The sequence below is a fragment of the Microcoleus sp. A003_D6 genome, assembly GCF_036702825.1.
Classification (GTDB): domain Bacteria; phylum Cyanobacteriota; class Cyanobacteriia; order Cyanobacteriales; family Microcoleaceae; genus Microcoleus.
Genome location: NZ_JAUBWA010000017.1, coordinates 54,288 through 74,836 on the forward strand (window position 1 = coordinate 54,288; position 20,549 = coordinate 74,836).

At 50.8% G+C, this 20,549-nt stretch carries 11 protein-coding genes and 1 pseudogene (1 of these 12 only partly in view); 5 read left to right on the top strand and 7 right to left on the bottom strand.

The window, feature by feature from the left end:
- The 3 genes in view from QUB70_RS07450 to QUB70_RS07460 are tightly spaced (each overlapping or abutting the next) and all read left to right on the top strand, a layout consistent with a single transcriptional unit that may run on beyond the window.
- Positions 1 to 6,784 carry the final stretch of an SDR family NAD(P)-dependent oxidoreductase gene (locus QUB70_RS07450; RefSeq protein ID WP_442927730.1) on the top strand. 17,852 nt of this gene lie to the left of the window's left edge, so 6,784 of the gene's 24,636 nt are visible here — the last part of the coding sequence; its start codon lies beyond the left edge, outside the window; the stop codon is at positions 6,782 to 6,784.
- Positions 6,771 to 7,766: an FkbM family methyltransferase gene (locus tag QUB70_RS07455; RefSeq protein ID WP_332979353.1), complete on the top strand. Its 996-nt coding sequence runs from the start codon at positions 6,771 to 6,773 to the stop codon at positions 7,764 to 7,766. Before QUB70_RS07450 ends, QUB70_RS07455 begins: the two co-directional genes overlap by 14 nt.
- The gene (locus QUB70_RS07460; RefSeq protein ID WP_332979355.1) at positions 7,763 to 8,581 is read left to right on the top strand and encodes an FkbM family methyltransferase; all 819 of its coding nucleotides are present in this window, start codon (positions 7,763 to 7,765) and stop codon (positions 8,579 to 8,581) included. The genes QUB70_RS07455 and QUB70_RS07460 overlap by 4 nt, the downstream gene beginning before the upstream one ends.
- On the opposite strand, the gene QUB70_RS07465 is transcribed toward QUB70_RS07460, so the two are convergent.
- From QUB70_RS07465 to QUB70_RS07475, 3 genes are all read right to left on the bottom strand, one after another.
- Positions 8,549 to 9,853 (bottom strand): glycosyltransferase, encoded by a 1,305-nt coding sequence (locus QUB70_RS07465; protein ID WP_332979357.1) that lies wholly within the window; start codon positions 9,851 to 9,853, stop codon positions 8,549 to 8,551. The genes QUB70_RS07460 and QUB70_RS07465 overlap by 33 nt on opposite strands.
- A 33-nt stretch (positions 9,854 to 9,886) precedes the next feature.
- A complete protein-coding gene (locus tag QUB70_RS07470; protein ID WP_332979358.1) occupies positions 9,887 to 10,879 on the bottom strand; it encodes a patatin-like phospholipase family protein in 993 nt (330 codons plus the stop codon).
- A 310-nt stretch (positions 10,880 to 11,189) separates the two neighbouring features.
- A complete protein-coding gene (locus QUB70_RS07475) occupies positions 11,190 to 12,995 on the bottom strand; it encodes a LamG domain-containing protein (protein ID WP_332979359.1) in 1,806 nt (601 codons plus the stop codon).
- 650 nt (positions 12,996 to 13,645) lie between these two features.
- Here QUB70_RS07475 and QUB70_RS32640 point away from each other — a divergent pair.
- Together QUB70_RS32640 and QUB70_RS07485 are read left to right on the top strand one after the other, a co-directional pair.
- A pseudogene (locus tag QUB70_RS32640) lies at positions 13,646 to 13,831 on the top strand (IS3 family transposase); the annotation flags it as partial.
- Between the two features lie 52 nt (positions 13,832 to 13,883).
- Positions 13,884 to 14,609, top strand: coding sequence for an FkbM family methyltransferase (locus tag QUB70_RS07485; protein WP_332979362.1), 726 nt, complete (start codon positions 13,884 to 13,886; stop codon positions 14,607 to 14,609).
- A 216-nt stretch (positions 14,610 to 14,825) separates the two neighbouring features.
- On the opposite strand, the gene QUB70_RS07490 is transcribed toward QUB70_RS07485, so the two are convergent.
- The 4 genes from QUB70_RS07490 to QUB70_RS07505 form a co-directional block, all read right to left on the bottom strand.
- Entirely contained in the window at positions 14,826 to 17,636 is a 2,811-nt protein-coding gene (locus QUB70_RS07490; protein ID WP_332979363.1) for a LamG domain-containing protein, read from the bottom strand.
- A 113-nt stretch (positions 17,637 to 17,749) separates the two neighbouring features.
- Complete coding sequence (locus QUB70_RS07495) at positions 17,750 to 19,312, bottom strand: ABC1 kinase family protein (protein ID WP_332979364.1); 1,563 nt, start codon at positions 19,310 to 19,312, stop codon at positions 17,750 to 17,752.
- Between the two features lie 294 nt (positions 19,313 to 19,606).
- Positions 19,607 to 19,849 (bottom strand): DUF6200 domain-containing protein, encoded by a 243-nt coding sequence (locus QUB70_RS07500; RefSeq protein WP_332979365.1) that lies wholly within the window; start codon positions 19,847 to 19,849, stop codon positions 19,607 to 19,609.
- Between the two features lie 185 nt (positions 19,850 to 20,034).
- Positions 20,035 to 20,385 carry a hypothetical protein gene (locus QUB70_RS07505; RefSeq protein WP_332979367.1) on the bottom strand — a complete coding sequence of 117 codons (351 nt, stop codon included), beginning with the start codon at positions 20,383 to 20,385 and terminating at the stop codon, positions 20,035 to 20,037.
- Between the last annotated feature and the right edge of the window lie 164 nt (positions 20,386 to 20,549).

Sequence of the window (20,549 nt, forward strand, 5' to 3'; positions counted from 1 at the left end):
GGAAGATGGTCTGCGCCTAATCGAGTGGACGCTATCGCAGAATGAACCCCAAATCGCCATTGTGCCGGGAGACCCGGAGAAGTTTAAGATCCTGTTGAGAAGCCGGACGGCGGTTGCGAAGTCTGGCAGAGCAACTGGCAAGATTGCGGGAAGCCGGACGGCGGTTGGCTCGATTCTTATTCAAATCATTTCAGGGCTGCTCGGGCTTCGTCCCGAAGAAATCGATTCCCTTTCGCGGCTCGGTGAATTAGGATTCGATTCCTTGCTACTTGCCAGGCTGGGCGAGGAACTACAGAAAAAGCTTCCTGGGCTTTCCCTCAACCCTGCCGTCTTTTTCGAGAATCCAACTGTGGAGTCCCTCTCGGCGTTGCTGGGCAGTGCAGACTTGAGCGAAATTGAACCCCGCGCTCCAATGGCGATCGCACAACCAAACCATGAGCCGGAACTTCGCACTTCAATGGCGATCGCACAACCAAAGCATGAACCGGAACACAGAAATGAACCGATTGCAGTCATCGGCATGGCAGGACGCTTTCCGGGGGCGCGAAACACGGAACAGTTCTGGGAAGTGCTAGCTTCGGGATCGGATTGCATCACGGAGATTCCTCGATCGCGCTGGAACGCAGATTTGTATACTGGCAAGTCGGTATGTAAGTGGGGAGGCTTCCTTGAGGATGTGGATCGTTTCGATCCATTGTTCTTCCGGATCTCGCCACGGGAAGCCGCATCGATGGACCCGCAGGAACGGCTATTTCTGCAAACCGCCTGGCACGCGATCGAGAACGCTGGATATACACCCGCCAAGCTTCGCGCGAGTGTCAATGGCAGTTCCCGTCGCATAGGGGTGTTTGCGGGAATTACGTGGGGAAGCTATCAACTTCTCGCCGCTGAAGAGTGGTCAAGAGGCAATATGGTTTTGGCTGCTTCTTCCTACTGGTCAGTCCCAAACCGCGTCTCATGGTTTCTGGATTGCACGGGACCGAGTATAGCCGTTGATACTGCTTGCTCCTCCTCCCTTGCGGCGATTCATCTTGCCGTACAGTCGCTCAGACGTGGGGAGTGTGAAGTCGCGATCGCAGGAGGAGTCAATCTTGTACTCCATCCCTCAAAGTATGTTGCACTCAGCGGACTAGGGTTCCTTTCGGCGGACGGTCGATGCAGAAGCTTTGGACGGGGAGCCAACGGCTTTGTCCCAGGAGAAGGAGTGGGCGCACTGCTCCTCAAACCGCTTTCCCTCGCCGTTGCAGACGGCGATCGAATTGACGCTGTAATTTTAGGTAGCGCCATGAATCAAGATGGGTTAACTACCGGCTACACAGTCCCGAATCCCGATGCACAGGCAGAACTGATCGGTCTAGCCCTTAAGGATGCTGGGGTTGACGCGCAAACCATTCGTTATCTCGAAGCTCATGGGACGGGAACGGCGATGGGGGACCCGCTGGAATTGCGGGGGTTGGAGAAGGCATTCCGCCGCCAAACCAGCCAAACGCACTTCTGCTCGCTCGGTTCTGTGAAATCCAATATTGGGCATCTGGAAGCGGCTGCTGGCGTTGCGAGCGCGATTAAAGTCATTCTGCAAATGCGCCACGGCACCTTGGTTCCGTCTCTACACTGCGGCGAACCGAATCCGGCTCTCGACTTAACCCATAGTCCGTTCGTTCTTCAGTCGAAACTGGAACCTTGGCAGGGGAATCGGCGGGCTGGTATTAGCTCCTTCGGGGCGGGCGGAACCAACGTCCATATCATTCTCGAAGGCTACAAATCGCCTGTAGCCGTGCTAGCGGGTGCTGAAGATCGCAGTCCGGAAATAATTCAGATATCTGCACGTACTCCAGAGGCATTGCGGAGAATGGCTGTGAACCTTGCAGAACATCTCGAAATACGCGGTGCCAGCCAAACCTTGTCCGATATCGCGTACACGCTCAGACGGGGCAGGGTGGAAATGGAACATCGGGCTGCGATCGCTGCGAATTCTGTGGGGGAAGCGATCCACAAGCTGCGCGGGTGGCTCACTGGAGACTCATTAGAGGCTCTGCCGGAACCAGCCCAATCATGGGTTTCAGGCCAAACTGCAAACGAGTCCGCGCCGCAACCCGACCTGTCTTGCCGACCCGCCGTCCTTCCAGGATACCCGTTTGAACGGGAGAGGCATTGGCTCCAAACAACCGCGCCATCTCAAGCGGCGGACAGCCAGCAAGGCAGCCCAAAGATCCTCTGTCCAGTCTGGCGCCCATCTCCAGCCAACCAAGGTACGGAAGTATTTGATCTGCTGCTATTCGCGCCAGATATTGAGATGGCGCACAAGTGCCAACGCGATTTTGCTCTGTTCCGGCGTGTGACGGTTGTATTACCAGGGGACTCGCGGTTTGAAGCACTAGAATCCCGAACCTTCCGAATCGATCCCGATGAGGGGCAACACTATGAACGGCTCCTTTCTGAGTGTCCCACTGCTAAGGGCATTCTTCACTGCTGGGACTTGGTTTCGATTGCTAATTCTGGCAGCGACTACGGTCCGCTTCGCCGGATATTCCTTCTTGCTCAGGCCTTGCTCAAGGTAAGACCTGACCAGATGGACATTCATTACTTTTTCGGCGACCAGGATCGGGAAATCGCCGATCGCGACGCGGTCGGTGGTTTCCGTCGCTCCATCACGGCTGCCTGTCCGGATCTCCGCCTCAGAACCATCCGGGTTGAGGCAGCCGCGGCAAATTGGCCGTCGATCGTGAATACGGAAGCACAGACCGACTGGTCTGACAACGAGATATTTTATCGGCACGGCGCGCGCCTTATCCGAGAGTTTACTCCACTGGATCAAACAGCCCCGGCATCGAAAAAGCTCGTGGAGCAGGGCGTTTATCTGATTACAGGCGCAGCGGGTTCGTTAGGTGCCAAGATCGCATTGCACCTCGCCCAGACCTGTCGCGCGCGTATCGTTATGACCGGGCGATCGCCCCAATCATCAGCAGTCCAAGCTGCGATCGAGTTGCTGCGGAGTGCGGGCGGCGATGGCGCTTACTTTCAGGTAGACGTAGCATCTGAATCGGAGATGCGAACCGCCCTCGCGAAAGCCGAAGTCTTGCTGGGCCGTGTCCAGGGTGTAATTCACTGCGCTGGCGTACAGGGCCGGGACGCCCTTGGCGATATGAGCTGGCACGATTTCGAGACCGTTCTGCGTCCTAAGTTGGAAGGAGTCCGCGTGCTGCACAGGATTCTCGACTTTAGGAGTTTAGATTTCGTGGTCTTCTTTTCGTCCCTCGCATCGGTGGTAGGGGATCTCGGCAGTTGCAACTATGCTTGCGCCAATCGGTATTTGGACGCATTCGCTGAGTCCGTAGGGTGCATTTCGATCGGTTGGCCGCTTTGGGCGGATGGCGGAATGAATCTCGACAGCGAGGTGCGCGATATGTATCTTGCGGCGACTGGACTGCGACTGTTGACGACTGAATCCGGGATTGAGGCTTTCGACCGCGTGCTACAACACGGCCCTACGCAGACTTTAGTTTTAGATGCTGACGACTCTGCCATTCGGCGTTTGCTGCAAGCGGCCGAAAGAAAATTACCCAAACCCTGCGTTTCGGCAGTTACGCGCGTTGAAGTGGATGGTTCCGTCGAAGAAATGTTGAAAAACCTCGCCGCTTCCGTTCTTTCCATCAATCCTGAAAAGCTCAACTCTCGGACTGGGTTCAGCGAGTATGGCTTTGACTCGATCCTGCTGAAAGAGTTTGCGGCAAGGATTGCACAGCAGTATAACGTTGACATCAGCCCGTCTATCTTCTTCCGGTTCAGCAATATCGCTGCGCTAGCGGGACACCTCAAAGACTGTGGGGTTAGGGAAAACAACTTTGTTTTGCCGCCGCACGCCACTTCCAGTGGTGAAGAGGAAGTCGCCATTGTCGGGATCAGTGGGATGTTCCCCGGTTCCCCCAACCTCCAAGAATTTTGGCGCAACCTCGAAGAAGGCCGGGACTTGATTTCAGAGACTCCTGCCGATCGTTGGGATTGGCGGCAGTGTTCCAGGGATCTGGCCGGAACCGGCCGTGAAGAATCTCTGCGGTGGGGTGGCTTCATTGAGCAGATAGCTGAATTTGACCCTTTGTTCTTTGGCATCTCACCAAGAGAAGCCGAGCAGATGGACCCGCAGCATCGTTTGTTCCTTCAAAACACCTGGCACGCGATCGAGAATGCGGGAATCCGCCCGTCTTCGCTTGCAGGCTCAAGGACAGCAGTATTCGCGGGCGTGCAGATGAATGAGTACGTGCAGCGGTTTCACGACGCAGAGGCGGGACCTCATGTGGCCACTGGAAACGCGCATTCAATGCTCTCCAACCGCGTCTCTTACTTGCTTGATCTGCGCGGTCCGAGCGAGGTAATCGATACCGCTTGTTCCAGTTCCCTCGTCGCCGTGCACCGAGCCGTGCAAGCTATCCGTTCCGGAGAGACTGAGTTTGCGATCGCTGGCGGGGTTCACGTCCTGCTGTCGCCGGAAGCAGTTCTGATGGCGGCCCGGATGGGAGTATTGTCTCCTGACGGGCGATGCCGAACCTTCGACCAACAAGCGGACGGCTACGTTAAAGGGGAAGGTGTTGGGGTTGTGTTCCTCAAGTCTGCTCGTCAGGCGCGGGCGGATGGAGACTTCATCCACGCCATTATCCGGGGTACAGGTGTCAATCATGGCGGGCACGCTATGTCGCTGACTTCACCAAATGCGGAGGCGCAGGCTAATCTCATCGCGACAGTCTATGAACGGGCCGGGATCGATCCGGATTCAGTCACCTTCATCGAGGCGCATGGCACTGGTACTCCACTCGGAGATCCAGTAGAAGTGGACGCGTTGATAGAGGCGTTTGATCGGCTCCGCCACCGCTCAAGCAAGAACTCTGAGTCCGCTCCGGTTTGCTGGCTGGGTTCGGTCAAGACGAATATCGGACACCTCGAACCGGCGTCTGGGATTGCGGGATTGCTCAAGGTGATCCTGGCAATGCAGCATGAGAAGATCCCAGCTACGTTGCACCAAGACTCGGTGAACCCCCTTTTGCGGCTCGATCGCGGGCGTTTCCGAATTTCTCCCTCTACTCGATATTGGGAACCCTTCACCGATGAATCGGGCCTCCCAGTTTTCCGCGCAGGTGTCAGTAGCTTCGGATTTGGCGGTACGAACTGTCACGTCCTGCTGGAGCGTTTCGCCGTTCGGCACAAGCAAAACGATCTCCAACAGCAGAGGGTTCCGGAGATTATTCCGATTTCAGCCAAGAACCCGAAGGCACTCAGAGATGCTGTCAGGGGTCTTCTGGAAGCGCTTCGGACTTGGGGAAAGGACTACCCGTTGCGAAGTGTGGCACACACTTTACAGATCGGCCGGGATACATTTGCCGAAAGAGTTGCTTTTGTAGCCAGCGATCGAGAGAGCCTTTTTGTTCAGATTCAGAATTGGCTCAACGGATACCCGGCGGTTTTCGGAGACAGTAAGACAGAACAGTCTGCCCGGGAATGGATGTCAGGGGGAAACCTCGCATGGGATATCGAACCGGGAGTTAAAGGTGAAAAGGTTCCGTTACCAGGCTATCCGTTCTCAAGGGCGAAACACTGGGTTCCGGTGAAACCAGAAACCGGCTCGCTACTCTCAGATGTCCGGCCTGATTCCACCAATGCGGTAAAGCTCCTCCGCTCGGTTATCGGTAAAACACTTGGTATCGCCGATCGAGATTTGGTAGACCATACTGAATTGAGTTCACTCGGTCTCGATTCTCTCGTACAGGTGGAACTCCGTCAGTCCCTAGAGAAGATATTTGATTTGTCGTTGTCGGCAGATGTTTTTCTTCGCTATCTAACGATTGAGCAACTGGCCGCCAACTTACCATCGGCGGGGCCTAGCAAACCGTTGCAGCGTTCCCCGCAAAGTCCTCTAATGACATTCCACCAGAACGGCCGACAAGCGCCATCTTTCTGGATTCACGGTGCTCCTGGAGATACAAATTGGCTGTTGTCACTCAGTCAGTCTCTTGGGCCAGACTTCCCTTTGTTCGGAATCGAAGCCGTTGAATCCGCATCTCAAGCGAGTGTCGAGCAACTGGCAGAGTATTACCTCTCAGTCATTCGGGAATCTCATCCTGTGGAACGATACCGAATCGGGGGCTATTCGTTCGGCGGGGCGATCGCGGTTGAAATTTGCCGTGCGCTTGAACAGCAGGGCGAGTTTGTCCAGGATCTGATCCTGCTTGATACCTATGCTCCTGGGTCTGCTGACCTGCGCTACCTCAAGGAGAATACGACCCTAACAGATCCCGCATTCGCCTCGTTGCTGATCGGTAATATGCTGATCAGGCGCTGGAACGCGCCGCGCCTTCTCGAACTAGGGGATTTCTGTGGTGTGGAACCCGAAGAGCATGGCGAGGTGATTGCAAACCAGCTTGGCAGGCACTCGCCTCTGAATCGGGAACAACTAATAAATTCGATTGGCAAAGCGAGCCGGCTAGCGACGCGGCATGACGGCTTTCTCAACAGCTATCGGCCGGAACCGTTCGTTTGCCGAGCCAAGGTAACGCTTTTCCGGGCGGCGCTTGGCTTCACGGCCGAAGGAAATGCTTTAGCATTGCCGCCGATTTCAGCCCCGGCGGGAGACTCGCCGGAGGTGTGGCGGATACTTCTAGGTACTGATGTTGCCACACGAGAGTTTCCCTGCGACCATTTCGGACTGCTGTCGGGTTCTGAAGCCAGCGGACTGGCAGATGAGCTCCGCGAGATTCTGAACTGCCAGACTGAAGGAGGACGATATGCAACGAGTTAAAATGTTGTCTTTCCTGCTAGATGGGTTACGTTCCGTTGCCGCCACGATGCAAATGGCGAGCCAGAACCCACCATTGTGGCTGTACTGCCCGTATGCCATAGTTGCCCTCCCGATTCAGTTGGCACTCTACGGCTGTGTGAGGGTGGTTTCTGCGATTAACGCTCCGCTGGTCGTAAAGGCAAAAACCCGTTATGGTTCCGAAATGATCTGCCGCCTGCCTGATGCCATTCAGACCTGCATTTTTCTCTACGGGGTCTGGGAGCCGGATGTATCGGCGTTTATCGCCTCTGAGTTGCACACCGGGGACACCTTCATTGACGTTGGAGCGCACGTAGGCTATTACTCTGTCCTGGCATCGCGCGCGGTTGGCGGGGAGGGGAATGTTGTGGCTCTCGAAGCCTCGCCAGAGACGTTTGCCGCGCTTGAAAAGAATCTGACCCTCGATCCGGACTGCGGAAACGTCCGGGCACTAAATGTCGCAGCTTCCGAGCTACCCGGAATGATTCCCTTTTACCTGGGACCCAAGGGCAGCGAGGGTTGGTCAACAACAGTCTTACGAGACTCGTTTCGCGATCGCTGCACGGTTTCTTCGGGATCACTGGCCTCGCTGCTCACTGAAAAGGAACTGCGAACGGCCAGGATCATCAAAATTGATGTCGAAGGAGCGGAAGCCGAGGTGTTGAGAGGTCTTGTTCCTGCTCTCGGATTGCTTCGCCAAGATGTGGAGATAGTAATCGAAATCAGTCCGTCACTCTGGCCGGCCGCTAGCCGGGAGCTGAATATGACTTGTGAACAGGTTTTAGGTCCGATACTCGATGCAGGATTCCGCCCTTACCGCATTCAGAACGACTACGCTCCTTGGAGGTTCCTCTATCCGGAGCGAATCTCTCGTCCTGTACAAATCCGCGGGCCGATCCGGGTAAGCGGCGTGACAGGACAGATTGACCTCGTGCTGTCCAAAAAGGACGCAGACCAACTATGAAGCAATCCTACGTAACTTTCCCAGACCAAATTCAGATCGAGTGTCCTAATCGGGAGGAGGCGATCGCGATTTACGAAGACTGCCAATCTTATTTCCAGCATGGTATCTGCCTGAAACCAGGAGCTACGGTGATAGATGCAGGGGCGCATATCGGCGTGTTTGCTGGCATGGTGGCGGCAATGTGTGAGGGAACCGCAACAATTCATGCTTTCGAGCCCATTCCCCAGATTGCATCCATGCTCCGCCGCAACGTAGCACGAATGGTGCCGACCCGCGTCCACGTATATGAGTGCGCGCTGGGGAGCATAGAAGGGAAACTTGAATTTGCTTATCATCCGGAAACACCGATGTTGTCCAGCGCTTTTCCAGAAGAGACTACGGCGGAATATTTGAAACTCCGCGAGACCCTAATTCGGAATTCCAGCGGTCTTGATACCCCGTCGCGCTTGAAGGCGCTTGGTTTGATTCCTGTGTTTCTCCGCCGAATGTTACTCGATCGCACTCTGCGCCGCCATTTTCGGTTCGAGCGCGTAATCTGCCCGGTGCGTCGGTTGGCGGATGTGATATCGGCAGAATCGATCGCGAATATCGATCTGCTAAAGATTAACGTTGAGAAATCGGAAGAACTTCTATTGGCAGGGATCGAGAGTTACTGGTCTATAGTTCGCCAAGCAGTCATTGAAGTACACGACATCGACGGACGCTTGCAGAGAATTGAGAGCTTGCTTCGCGAACAGGGATTCGGGAGGGTTAGCGTTGGGCAGAGCGACATCCTCAGAGGCTCAGAGGTTTACTTGGTTTACGCTTTGCGGTGAGTCGTTGGTTGCTGGCGCGATCGCCGTAAATACGGTTTCGATCGCGTTGGCTGCGGCAACAACGCCTCCAGCGTCAAGAATTTCTTGTCGCAGTGCATCTACCTTAAGGCGGATTCGGCTCTGCTTGATCGCGGTGGAAATCGCAGTTCGCAGCCGTGTGTTAGTAACTTTACCGGGCGGGACTACTAGACCAACACCCGCCCAAGCCACGCGCGCAGCTATCGCGGGCTGATCGCTAGCTAGTGGAATAGCGACAAGCGGGCATCCGTGGGAAAGGGCCTCCATTACTGTGTTAGCGCCCGCGTGCGTGACGGCTGCGGCCGCCCGCGCTAGTAACGCGAGTTGCGGAGCGTAGGGAACAGTTAGTGGATCGCCCGGCAGTTGTATGGTCTTGCACTCATTCGTCCACTGCCCAAGGCTGACCACCAATTGTACTGGCAGGGTGGCACACGCACTGGCGATCGACTCCAAAATGTGCCATTTAGCGGTGTGTAATGTGCCCAGGGATGCGTAGACAATTGGCCGTCCGTCCAATTGTTCCCAAGGAAACGGTGTCTCGTTTGGGCGTTCGTCCAGATAAGGTCCTGTATAAAACATCGGGCGCTTGTTTGTGCCCCGTAGGAAATCAATCCCCTGAGTCAAATTATTGATAGTCCCAAGAGGTGAAATACACTCTTCCCAATTTCGCAGGTTAGAGAGTCCACGGGCTTTCCGAAATTCGTTCGTTTGGGAAACGATCGGCGCCATCATGGAAGCGAAAACTCGATGTCCCAAACGATTCCGAATACGCCGAGCCGCAATCCCCTCACCGGGAGTCCATGGCAGGAAAGGAGGGGGTGCCTCCCCGGATTCGTCGCCCTCAAGGTTGAGAGCGTTGCAAATTGAAAGGTAGGGAACTCCGGTAAGATCGGCGATCGTCTTGCCTTCAGTCTGGCATTGATCGACAAGTAACGCGTCCAGGTCTAGAGACTCTACCGCTGCGGCACCATCACGGCAAAGAGCGACGCACATCGTTCGAGCCCAGTCAATCCCCTTGCGAATAGTCAGAAGATTGACGTTGCGGATCGTGTTCAGATAGGAATCCAGCGCCCCTGCCGGAAACTCAGCGATTCCGATCGCGGCAAAATCCACGTAACCGTTCGAGGCGTGGGAGGCGACATCAGTAATGCCGAGTAGATATACATCATGTCCGCGCCGTCGCAGTTCGCGACCGATCGTCATCATCCCATATAGATGACCGGGAACTGGGGGGCAGATAATACCAAACCGCATTTCGTAGTTTTTCCTGTATTTACAACCTGAATATCATGCCGAGACGGGCGCGGCGGCCGCCTCGGCTGCCTCGACCTCAGCGCTGGCTGCCTCGGCCACCTCGGTCAGCGCGTTGATTTCCTCGACCACGTCTTCTGGAAGAAAAACACAGCCTTCTTCCTTCTTGTTAAAGAAATCGATGACACCATCGTAGCCACTTTTTGCCAGTTTCTTCTTGTCTGCCATGCTGATCTGGAAATTAGTAGGTGATATGTTAAGGGTGTCGATAGTCACGGTTCTAAGCTTGTTCGTTGCGCTGATCCGCATGGTGGAAACAGACTCAAACAAACTTTCAATATATTCATTAAAATCGAAGAATTTCCGCAAACCAACTTGGCTGAATCCAGTCTTCAGACTGATACCGAGGGTTTCTTCATTGTGTGTTTCCACTGGGGTGAAGGGAGGATAATCAAAGGTATAGAGGGGGTATGGCAGCATGATACCGCCATCTATATAAATGTGATCGTCGGGGATGGAATCGGGAAATTGCCACGCCTCAAAAAAAAGCGGAATAGACATTGAAGCGCGAACAGCGGAAGCGATCTGCGTGTCTGGTGTACTGCGATAGGAAAATTCCCGTAGTCCTCGAGTAGTCAGGTCAGTTGCGAAGACGTAAAGATCCCCGAAACCAGCATTTCTGAGATCCTCGAACGTAGCTGTCTTCGTCAGTTTCATTGCTACCAGATCCTCCATCCACTTAAGAAAAAAGTCGCCAGCATAGAAGCCATACTTCCGAACAATATTCAAAACATTGGTGCTGTCGGTGAATTGTGAGAAATCTAAATCGAGCATAATTCTTTCGATTTCGACAGGAGAAAAACGTAAAGCGATCAGTGTTCCCACGATCGCCCCAGCCGAGGCCCCCGCGATTCTATCGATGTTCGGAAGTATTCCTTTTTCGGTCAGTGCCTGAATCGCTCCTACGTATGCGGTTCCCAGAACGCCGCCAGCTTGCAGTGCGAGGTTTTTGTATTGATATTCACTCATTCGTCACAACTCCTTTTTGCTCTTTTGGGAAATCCGAGCTGTTGTTTCTCAGCCCGGAAGTATGGATTGTATTTGTTTGTGCGTCGTCATTTCTACTCTACCAGCCACGGAGATTCTAGTCTAATAATGGGCTGTGTTGCAAAAACAATGACAACATAATGGTTTGAGCATCAAGTCTACCTTTTGAAATTCACTAGGAACAGATTCAAGATGTTCCAAAAGGAATGTCATGGGGCAAATATAATTCATCAATGAACTCTTCGGGTTAGCTGCTTAAAGAACTGCTACTCATCAAAGAATAGTTGTTTAATTAAGCAGTAGTTGCAACAGAACCCGAAATAACAATGAAAACTGGTACTGCGTTTCTGGCAAAAGCTCCCTGCGCCTTCATTTGATCTAGAGCCGTATCCACGCTGTCATAGATCGCGCCATTGCCTTTAGTAAAGAATTCCAAAACTGCCTCGTCACTTAGGGACTCCATCTCAATGATAATGGGAGCTGGCGTAGTTTCAAGTTTACCTGCCGTCTCTCCTTGGCTGGGAACTTTCGCTCCTGGTATAGATGGTATCTGTTCTTTCCCTTCAGGGGTAGAGGGTTGAGCTTGTTCCTCGATTGCCTGAGAGCTCGTACCACGATCGCTCTTTAGCTCAGCAGCAGCTAGTTCCAGAGTGGAGAGACCCCAAACTACGTTGTTGCCGCGAATGCTGCCATGATTGGCGTTACTGGTTTTGTCCTGGATCGTTGTCCCAACTCCCTCATTTAGGGGCCAGTAACCAACTAGATTTGGTTCGTCACCTACCAGGCTGTAAGATTTGCCTGAGAGAATTTCCCCTGGTGTCTTGGCTCGATTCCAGAGGCGAAGCTCAGCTAGTTGTCCGTGCCAATACTCATCGTGACCCTCGGCTTTACGACCAATCTCAAGAGCACCAGTGGACAAGGTGGCTGGCGATTCTCCCGCCACGGTTTGCACCAGTGAGCCATTGAGATAAAAATAGACACTATTTGACGCATCAAAGACAATAGCCAGGTGATACCAGGTTCCTGCTGTCAGTTGGGCGGCAGCAGCATAATCCTGAATCCAGTAAGTTGTGAACAGCAAGGAACTACCTACCAACCCATAGCCAAAGCCGGGAAACTTGGAGAACATCCGCCGATATCCTTCCAGGGTTTGAGCATTAAACCACGCCTCCACGGTGAAGTTGTTGGTTAAACCCAAAACACTCTGATGGGGAATCTCAATGTAATTAGTCTCTCCATCAAACTGGATAACGGCTGTGTTCTTGTCGGCGATCGCGCTGCCTGCAGGAACTATTTCTGTAATCATTGGGGTATCAGATGCTTGGGTTGGCGTTCCCGGTGAACTGGGTGCTTTTTCGTTTTCAGATTCGCTGGGTATAGCATCCACAAGGGACAGAGTGGAGGGTCCCCAACTGGGATTTCCGTGAATCGTGCCATGATTGGCGTTACTGGTTCGATCCTCGGCGATCGCACCTTCTCCATCGTTCAACGGCCAATAACCCACCAGCCCCGGTTCATCTCCGATTAAACGGCGAGACATATTCTGTTTAATCTCTGGCTCGGTAAGGGCGCGATTCCATAACTGTAGCTCGGCCAGTTTACCCGGATAGAAATATTTACTGTCCCCATAACAGCCGAGTCGGACAAGGGAAGATTTAGGAAGGGCAATGGTTTTGCCAGTGCCACTATGCCACAGTTGACCATTGAAATATATCTTCATCTCCCCGGTAGCAGCATCTTTGGTAAACGCCCAATGAAACCAGTTATCTCTATAAACCTCGGGTGAGGCTTGCTTTTCGATCCGGTCAACGCCAACGCTAGTACCGTTATTGCCACAATCGAAATAGATGAAGCCATTACTCCAGGGCAGATCGATATTTAATATTCGATTTCCGTTCGCGTCCGACGCGGATATTACTGAAGTATCCCTTGGTAAGGCATCGCTGCCGTAAGCCCAAAAACTACAGGTGATGGCATTCCCCGAAGGCATACTGCCGGGAGGAAACTCTACCCAATCATTGAAACCATCTAATACCAACACAGAGTCAATAGCAGTTTCAAGAGGCGCTTTGTTTTTTTTCTTGGTTGATTTAGGCATAGCTATAGCCGTGCTCCTAATATTAAAGTAATTAAACTATATAAGTAGCCCGACAGAATTGATTACACTATAATTTGTTGCTAAGTCTTGGTAGGCAAGGATTTCAGACCAATTTTTGTGTAATTAATGATGTTGGACTACTTATCGAACTAACAAGGGTAATCAGGGCACAATTCTAGGACTTACCCAATTGTCAAATTTCCATCAACTTGCAGGGTGCGTTAGGGGTAGTGTTCGAGCCAAAGAATAAGGGTTTCGGCTTCCGGGATAAGCTGTTAGTCATTTAAAATTTTTGCCTGAACCCCTTACAGTATGGGGTATAGACCACAAATAATGCAGTTTAAATGTCGAACAGCTTACCCTACTAATTCGGCCAGTTGCGTAAGTCCTGTACATAAATGTACCTCCATATCGAGGTAAATTCAAGATAACCACTGATTGTGAATATCACTTCCCTATTGCTGAGAATTTCTTGGAGCGGGACTTTAAGACGCATGAACCCAACTGGGTAGGGGTGATTGACATGACCTATATCTGGATAGCTGAAGGTTTGATTTACCTATCCGTCATTATCGACCTTTTTCAAAACGGGTAGTGCGATCAGCGATGGCAGAAATATGCACACCGAGCTGGTGCTGACTGCTTTAGGGCAACGCAGGCCTGCTCAGTCTGGATTGCTGTTCCATTCTGACCGAGAGTCTCAGTATGCTAGTGGCGACTACCACAGCGCTATTCAGCAAGCTAATATAAGCTGTAGTATGAGCAGTCGAGGGAATTGCTGGAATAATGCGGTGGCTGAAAGCTTTTTTGGCATTCTCAAAACCGAGTTAATTCATCCCAGAATCTTCTCTACCCGAACTAAGGTCAACCAAGGACAATTAAAATCCGATGAAACACATAATTAGAAATCTTATTCGCAAGTTTCCTTCCAACATCGTTAAATTACCATTTCCTAGTTCACTTGGGAAAGATCCCCTGGATGACATGGCAAAATATCTTCACAATGACCGCCCCGTTGTCTTTGATGTTGGAGCAAATGTAGGGCAGTCCATTCATAGGTTTCGCTCTCAATTCCCAAGGTGCATAATAAATTCTTTCGAGCCGAGCCCTACAACATTTAAAATACTTAGCCAGCAAGCATCTGAACTCGAAGATGTACGGTTGTGGAACTGTGCGCTCGGATCAGCCTCCGAACAAATGATATTTTTAGAAAACTCGCATTCATATATGAGTTCTTTCTTACCTCTTAGCGAATTTGGGTGGGGGAAAATAACGAAAGAAACATCGGTTGAAGTAAGAACAATCGATCAGTTTTGTCATGATGAGCAGATTGAACATATAGATATTCTTAAGTCAGATACACAGGGATTTGAGCTTGAGGTGTTTAAGGGAGCTGAAGGTACAATTCGTGCAAACAAAATTGGGCTGATTTATTTTGAGATAATATTCTCTGATATGTATAAGAATCTTCCGTCGTTTGCGAAGGTATATGAATACCTGACACTTCATGACTTTCTACTCGTTTCCTTTTATGAATTTCACTATCAGATGCAGTTAGCAAGCTGGACGGATGCGCTCTTTGTCCATAAATCCTACATTCAGCCTAGTAAGTAACATACTCTCTGAAACCCATGATATATAAAGCTTTGAGACTCATTAACCTAAAAAAGATCGCAGCCTATTGACAGGTTTATTGAAAATAACGATTATGGCGATCGCCCAAAAGCTTCTTTTTTCGTTGTCAACACCCGAAAAATTAACGATCGCCAACCGCTATCTTTTTTGAGACTAATCGGCTTAAACCCTTGTATTGCTAGGCTTTCAAGTTGCTTATTGCCCCCCCAGAACAGAACCCGAAATAACAATGAAAACTGGTACTGCATTTCTGGCAAAAGCTCCCTGCGCCTTCATTTGATCTAGAGCCGTATCCACGCTGTCATAGATCGCGCCATTGCCTTTAGTAAAGAATTCCAAAACTGCCTCGTCACTTAGGGACTCCATCTCAATGATAATGGGAGCTGGCGTAGTTTCAAGTTTACCTGCCGTCTCTCCTTGGCTGGGAACTTTCGCTCCTGGTATAGATGGTATCTGTTCTTTCCCTTCAGGGGTAGAGGGTTGAGCTTGTTCCTCGATTGCCTGAGAGCTCGTACCACGATCGCTCTTTAGCTCAGCAGCAGCTAGTTCCAGAGTGGAGAGACCCCAAACTACGTTGTTGCCGCGAATGCTGCCATGATTGGCGTTACTGGTTTTGTCCTGGATCGTTGTCCCAACTCCCTCATTTAGGGGCCAGTAACCAACTAGATTTGGTTCGTCACCTACCAGGCTGTAAGATTTGCCTGAGAGAATTTCCCCTGGTGTCTTGGCTCGATTCCAGAGGCGAAGCTCAGCTAGTTGTCCGTGCCAATACTCATCGTGACCCTCGGCTTTACGACCAATCTCAAGAGCACCAGTGGACAAGGTGGCTGGCGATTCTCCCGCCACGGTTTGCACCAGTGAGCCATTGAGATAAAAATAGACACTATTTGACGCATCAAAGACAATAGCCAGGTGATACCAGGTTCCTGCTGTCAGTTGGGCGGCAGCAGCATAATCCTGAATCCAGTAAGTTGTGAACAGCAAGGAACTACCTACCAACCCATAGCCAAAGCCGGGAAACTTGGAGAACATCCGCCGATATCCTTCCAGGGTTTGAGCATTAAACCACGCCTCCACGGTGAAGTTGTTGGTTAAACCCAAAACACTCTGATGGGGAATCTCAATGTAATTAGTCTCTCCATCAAACTGGATAACGGCAGTCCCGAACTTAACCCCCCCCTCATTGCCCATTTCTGTATTGATCGTCGAAGTTAATGGCTCCTCGATGCTAATAACTTCAAATTCCCATTCATTGCCAACGCCTGTATGCCATGTGGTTACATCAGGTGGTGAGTCAGGACGATGTAGATAATCTCCTTTCCAGGACTTGAGCTTGATTTTGTTATCTGCGATCGCCTCAACCGTCCACTCATTGCCAACGCCTGTGTTCCAGGTAGTTACACCTTGAGGTGAATCGGGACGATGTAGATAATCCCCTTTCCAGGACTTGAGCTTGATTTTGTTATCTGCGATCGCCTCAACTGTCCACTCATTGCCAACGCCTGTGCTCCAGGTAGTTACACCTTGAGGCGAATCGGGACGATGTAGATAATCCCCTTTCCAAGACTTGAGCTTGATTTTACTGTCCGTGGGTAGATTAACTGCTGGACTAATTTTTGCGGGTGTGGGGGGAGATTCTTGGGTTGGCGTTCCCGGTGAATTGGGTACTTCCTCTTTTTCAGGTTGGCTGGGTATAGCATCAAGAATCGACAGAGTGGAGGGTTCCCAACTGGGATTTCCGTTAATCGTGCCATGATTGGCATTGGTGGTTCGATCCTTGGCGATCGCACCTTCTCCATCGTTCAACGGCCAATAACCCACCAGTCCGGGTTCATTACCCACAAGACGATGGGATAGATTGGAATGAATTTCTGTTTGGGAAAGCACTTTATTCCAGACACGGGCTTCCGCCATTTGACCTTTGAAGAGAGAGACAGTATGATGAGACCCAATTAGGAGGAGGCGGTCTGAGGGATTAAAAGGTGGCACATTACTAGCTTGGCTGACTAAATAACCGTCTCGATACAAATACATCATCTTGGTCTGGCTATCGTAGGTCACTGCCACATGAACCCAAGTATTAGCCGGGCTGGCACTGGAATCTTTCACAAGCCACCACTGATTGTTGTGTCCAGATGCTAGGAATCCGCCATTGGGCATAAATAAAGCATGGTCACGCCCAGAGATGATGTTGTTGTTCAATGATACTGGTTCAGTCAGCTTCACCCAGGCTTCCTTGGTATATGAGGCGGTGATAATTCCCTCTGGACAGGTGATAAAATCATCTTGACCATCAAATGCTAGTACGAATTGCATATTTTTCGGTACATTTTGCATAGCTTTAGGTGGTTCTAATATGAAAGAAAGTTCCTCTTGCCTCCAAATAGCACCGTTAATTATACCATTATTGCCATTGCTAGTTTTATCATTACTATCCCCATTAAAAGGATAATAACCCACTAATCCTGACTCATTTCCTACCAAAGTGGAATTAATATTGTGCTTAATTTCTGCTTGAGTGCGTCCAGTATTCCAAATACGAAATTCCGTCAAAGAGCCTTTCCAATATTGACCACCACTGACGTAAGAACCAATGACAAATTTATTAATTCCGCCTAAATTTTTTATATTTCCCTCGCCTTGATGCCAAATTTCTCCACTCCTATAAATGAACATTTTTCCGGTGGCAGTATCTTTGACAAAAGCCCAATGCGTCCATCCATTGTATTCTTCGAGTTTAACTTCTTTGTCGATGCGATTACACCCATTCTCATTACCCGCATCCCAAAAAATTCGAGAATTGGCTACGTGCTGCCAAGGAAAATGAATATTCAAAACGCGATCGTTCTGGGCATTATGAGCCTCAATAACGCTGGTTTGTTGGGTGAGACTATTTTCTCCTTTTGCCCAAAACTCGATAGTGATTGCCTTATCAATTGAGGGAAAACCTTTTGATAATTCAACACTATCATCGATACCATCAAATGTCAGGACAGAATTTTTCATAGTTGTAACTGTTGTAAATTATTCGAGTTTTGTTACTTCAACTGTAATTGAAAATAAAGCTTTACTACCGCTACGAACCCCCAGAATATTTAGGGCTTGGTGACTTAGTAGTATCAACGCCGGCCGAGGCGATGTAGAAGGTAAAGCAGAAACAGGAACAGACCAGCCCAGACTTCGGGAGCGAGCTTGGGTGCATTGTTTGCCCAGGCGGAATACTGATTTGCAGGCAGCCAACTGACCGCGATCGCAGTATGCTGGTGAAGAAATACCCAAACCGCCAGAATTATTCCGCACCACAAGATTTTTCCGAGTTCGCTAGCGATGGTTGCTAGAAATCCCTTTTCAGATACGACGTGCCTCCTGACTGCTTTCTCGCGAAGCGACAAAAAAGTGAGATCCGAGAATTCAGAAAGTCGATCTGTGAGGTGCGCGATTATCTCAAAAGCGCCTATCTGCTTTGCTCGGTTCTGTACCCGTTCAGTAGCGCTGAGGAAGTAGCCTCCTATCAGGCCCATATAGTCGGCATTGGGTAAAAGATAGTTCAGCGAAGCGTCCATTAAGCCCCATGTTCGGAATACACGCAGAAGTTGCCAACTGGACGATACGCGGTTCTTCCGCATCACCGCGCCAACGGCCACACCGATCGCGCCGACCGACTTTTCGTGATAAGAGAGGCTGCGGATGTTCATCTTCGCGTCCCATTGCCTGTAACACTGGATCAACTGCGCTTTGATGCCTTCGATGTTATCTCCCGGAAGCGAGTCGGAGAGCATCAAGCTGTAATCGAGAGCGCGATCGTAGTCTCGTTCGCCCAGCGCCCGCAGGCTGCGTTGGTAATAGCGCAGGAAATGCGCGTCGAGGCTGCCTACCGCTCCCAGATCGATGAGGCAAATACGGCTGTCACGCAGCAGCATGATATTCCCTGGGTGCAAATCGCCGTGAAATAGATTATCTTCCAGCATCTGCCGGAAAAAGCTCTCGAATAATCGTTGACCAACCAGTGCCGGATCGATGTTGTTAAGCCGGAGGATGGTATCGAGGCGGTCTGGGTCAGTCTTGGAGGCGCGGATGTAGTCCGACATCAGAATCCCCGGCACATACTCTGTCGTCAGTATACGCCTTCGGCTGTGGCTTAGTATTAACGTGGGAACATAAATGTCATGCTCGCGTAGCGTCCGGTCCATCCGCTCAATGTTCGCCGCTTCGTAGCGATAGTCCATTTCCTCCCGCACCATCTGCTCTATCTCGGCGCTCATTCCGTCCCAATCCAAGTAGCTCTGAAACCCGGAGTTCTTTAGTGCGGACAGCATGAATTTGATTAGCCGGAGATCCTGTCCAAAGTTCTTTTCCGCGTCTGGACGCAGAACCTTCACGACTACGATACCTTGGACGTTGGAGATCCGGGCTCGGTGCACCTGGGAAATGGATGCGGCTGCGAAGGGCTTCTCTTCAAACTCCGTGAAGGCCTCTTCGAGTGCCATTCCCAGATCTTCTTGAATCACCCGTTTTACGTGGTCGAAGGAGAATCCCCGGGAGCGGTCTTGTAGTTTAGCCAGTTCCTCGCAGACCTCCAGAGGCAGCAAGTCCAAGCGAAGAGATAAAAGCTGTCCCGCTTTGACCATCAGCCCACCCAACCTTTCAATGGCATAGCGAAGATCCCGTGAAAAATCGGTCATTAGGTTTCCCGAACCCGAGAGCCGCTTAAAGAGGTATTGGCCAAACAGCTTAGTGAATTCACTGAAAACGAAAAGCGCCCGGTTCCTGTCTAGTGAGATTGCCTGAATCTGAAGCGGGCGTTTCTCAGGCGGTAAGTCAAGAGGGATCGGAATTAAGTCAGGTTGGAGCATCGACACATCTCGAAGTTGAAACAAAGAACTATAGCGCTAGCGATTACTCACTGCGCTGACTCCGTTGGACGCATCATAAATCTCCAGTAAGCTGCTGACCCTGCGCGATCGCGCAACTATATCTTAGATTATTGATGGCGAAATGATGATGAAAACTGGCACTACGGCTCCTGCAATAGTTCCCTGCGCCTTCATTTGATCTATAGCCACTTGCACGCTGTCATAGATCAGACCCTTGCCTTCAGTAACTAATTCCTGAACGGCCTCGTCGGTTTGCGGTTCCATCTCGATGATGATGGGAGCGAGCGGACTTTTAAGGTTACTTGCCCTTTCGGTGGCTTCAGCGTGTTCAATTGATGTTTGCATTTTTCATCACCTCCGCGAAAATTATAGCATAGGTCGTCACTGGTTCTTCCGGATTTTGTGGAGAGACCTTAAAGCTACTGTCGCTAACCCTTCATTCATCAATGAATTCTGCGGGTTAGCTGCTTAAACAACGGCTACTAACTAGATAATAGTTCTTTTCGCCGTAGTTGCAACATAATCGGCTCTTATCCCGGAACAGCAGGCACATCTCGGAGCAAGTCTGGTTCGTTATGTACAAATGTAATTTGTAATGTCCCTAGTAGCTCTTTCTCTTTCAGCGTCGAGTCATTAGCAGGCATGAGTTGATCTATGCTCTCTTGGCTCAAATGCAAACCTGTCTCTTGCAGAGTTGCAGCGAGTCTATCCAAGTTGGCGATCGGCACCTGAAAGTTGATGCAGATTAAGATGTTCGAGTACAGGTGGAAGTCAGTAATCCAAGCTCCTGCTTGGTTAATCGCTTCACTTACATGGGCAGTCATCTGAATCCGTTCTGCTTTGGTAAACCCATCCAGGCGTACAAACTGTTGCTTAAACATAAGCTAACCTCCCATGTGAATCAGCTCCAGCTTTTACTGATTGTAAAGCATACAGAGGTTTTCAGGCATATATAGCAATCCTAAGTCCAATACTTCGGACAGTTTTGGAACAGCGGCGCTCCGCGAGCAGAGCCAAAAACTCCCTGAGATTTTAACCGATCATC

Coding starts and splice junctions, on each gene's coding strand:
- QUB70_RS07455 (WP_332979353.1), top strand. CDS start 6,771: ATGCAACGAGTTAAAATGTTGTCTTTCCTGCTAGATGGGTTACGTTCC.
- QUB70_RS07460 (WP_332979355.1), top strand. CDS start 7,763: ATGAAGCAATCCTACGTAACTTTCCCAGACCAAATTCAGATCGAGTGT.
- QUB70_RS07465 (WP_332979357.1), bottom strand. CDS start 9,853: ATGCGGTTTGGTATTATCTGCCCCCCAGTTCCCGGTCATCTATATGGG.
- QUB70_RS07470 (WP_332979358.1), bottom strand. CDS start 10,879: ATGAGTGAATATCAATACAAAAACCTCGCACTGCAAGCTGGCGGCGTT.
- QUB70_RS07475 (WP_332979359.1), bottom strand. CDS start 12,995: ATGCCTAAATCAACCAAGAAAAAAAACAAAGCGCCTCTTGAAACTGCT.
- QUB70_RS07485 (WP_332979362.1), top strand. CDS start 13,884: ATGAAACACATAATTAGAAATCTTATTCGCAAGTTTCCTTCCAACATC.
- QUB70_RS07490 (WP_332979363.1), bottom strand. CDS start 17,636: ATGAAAAATTCTGTCCTGACATTTGATGGTATCGATGATAGTGTTGAA.
- QUB70_RS07495 (WP_332979364.1), bottom strand. CDS start 19,312: ATGACCGATTTTTCACGGGATCTTCGCTATGCCATTGAAAGGTTGGGT.
- QUB70_RS07500 (WP_332979365.1), bottom strand. CDS start 19,849: ATGCAAACATCAATTGAACACGCTGAAGCCACCGAAAGGGCAAGTAAC.
- QUB70_RS07505 (WP_332979367.1), bottom strand. CDS start 20,385: ATGTTTAAGCAACAGTTTGTACGCCTGGATGGGTTTACCAAAGCAGAA.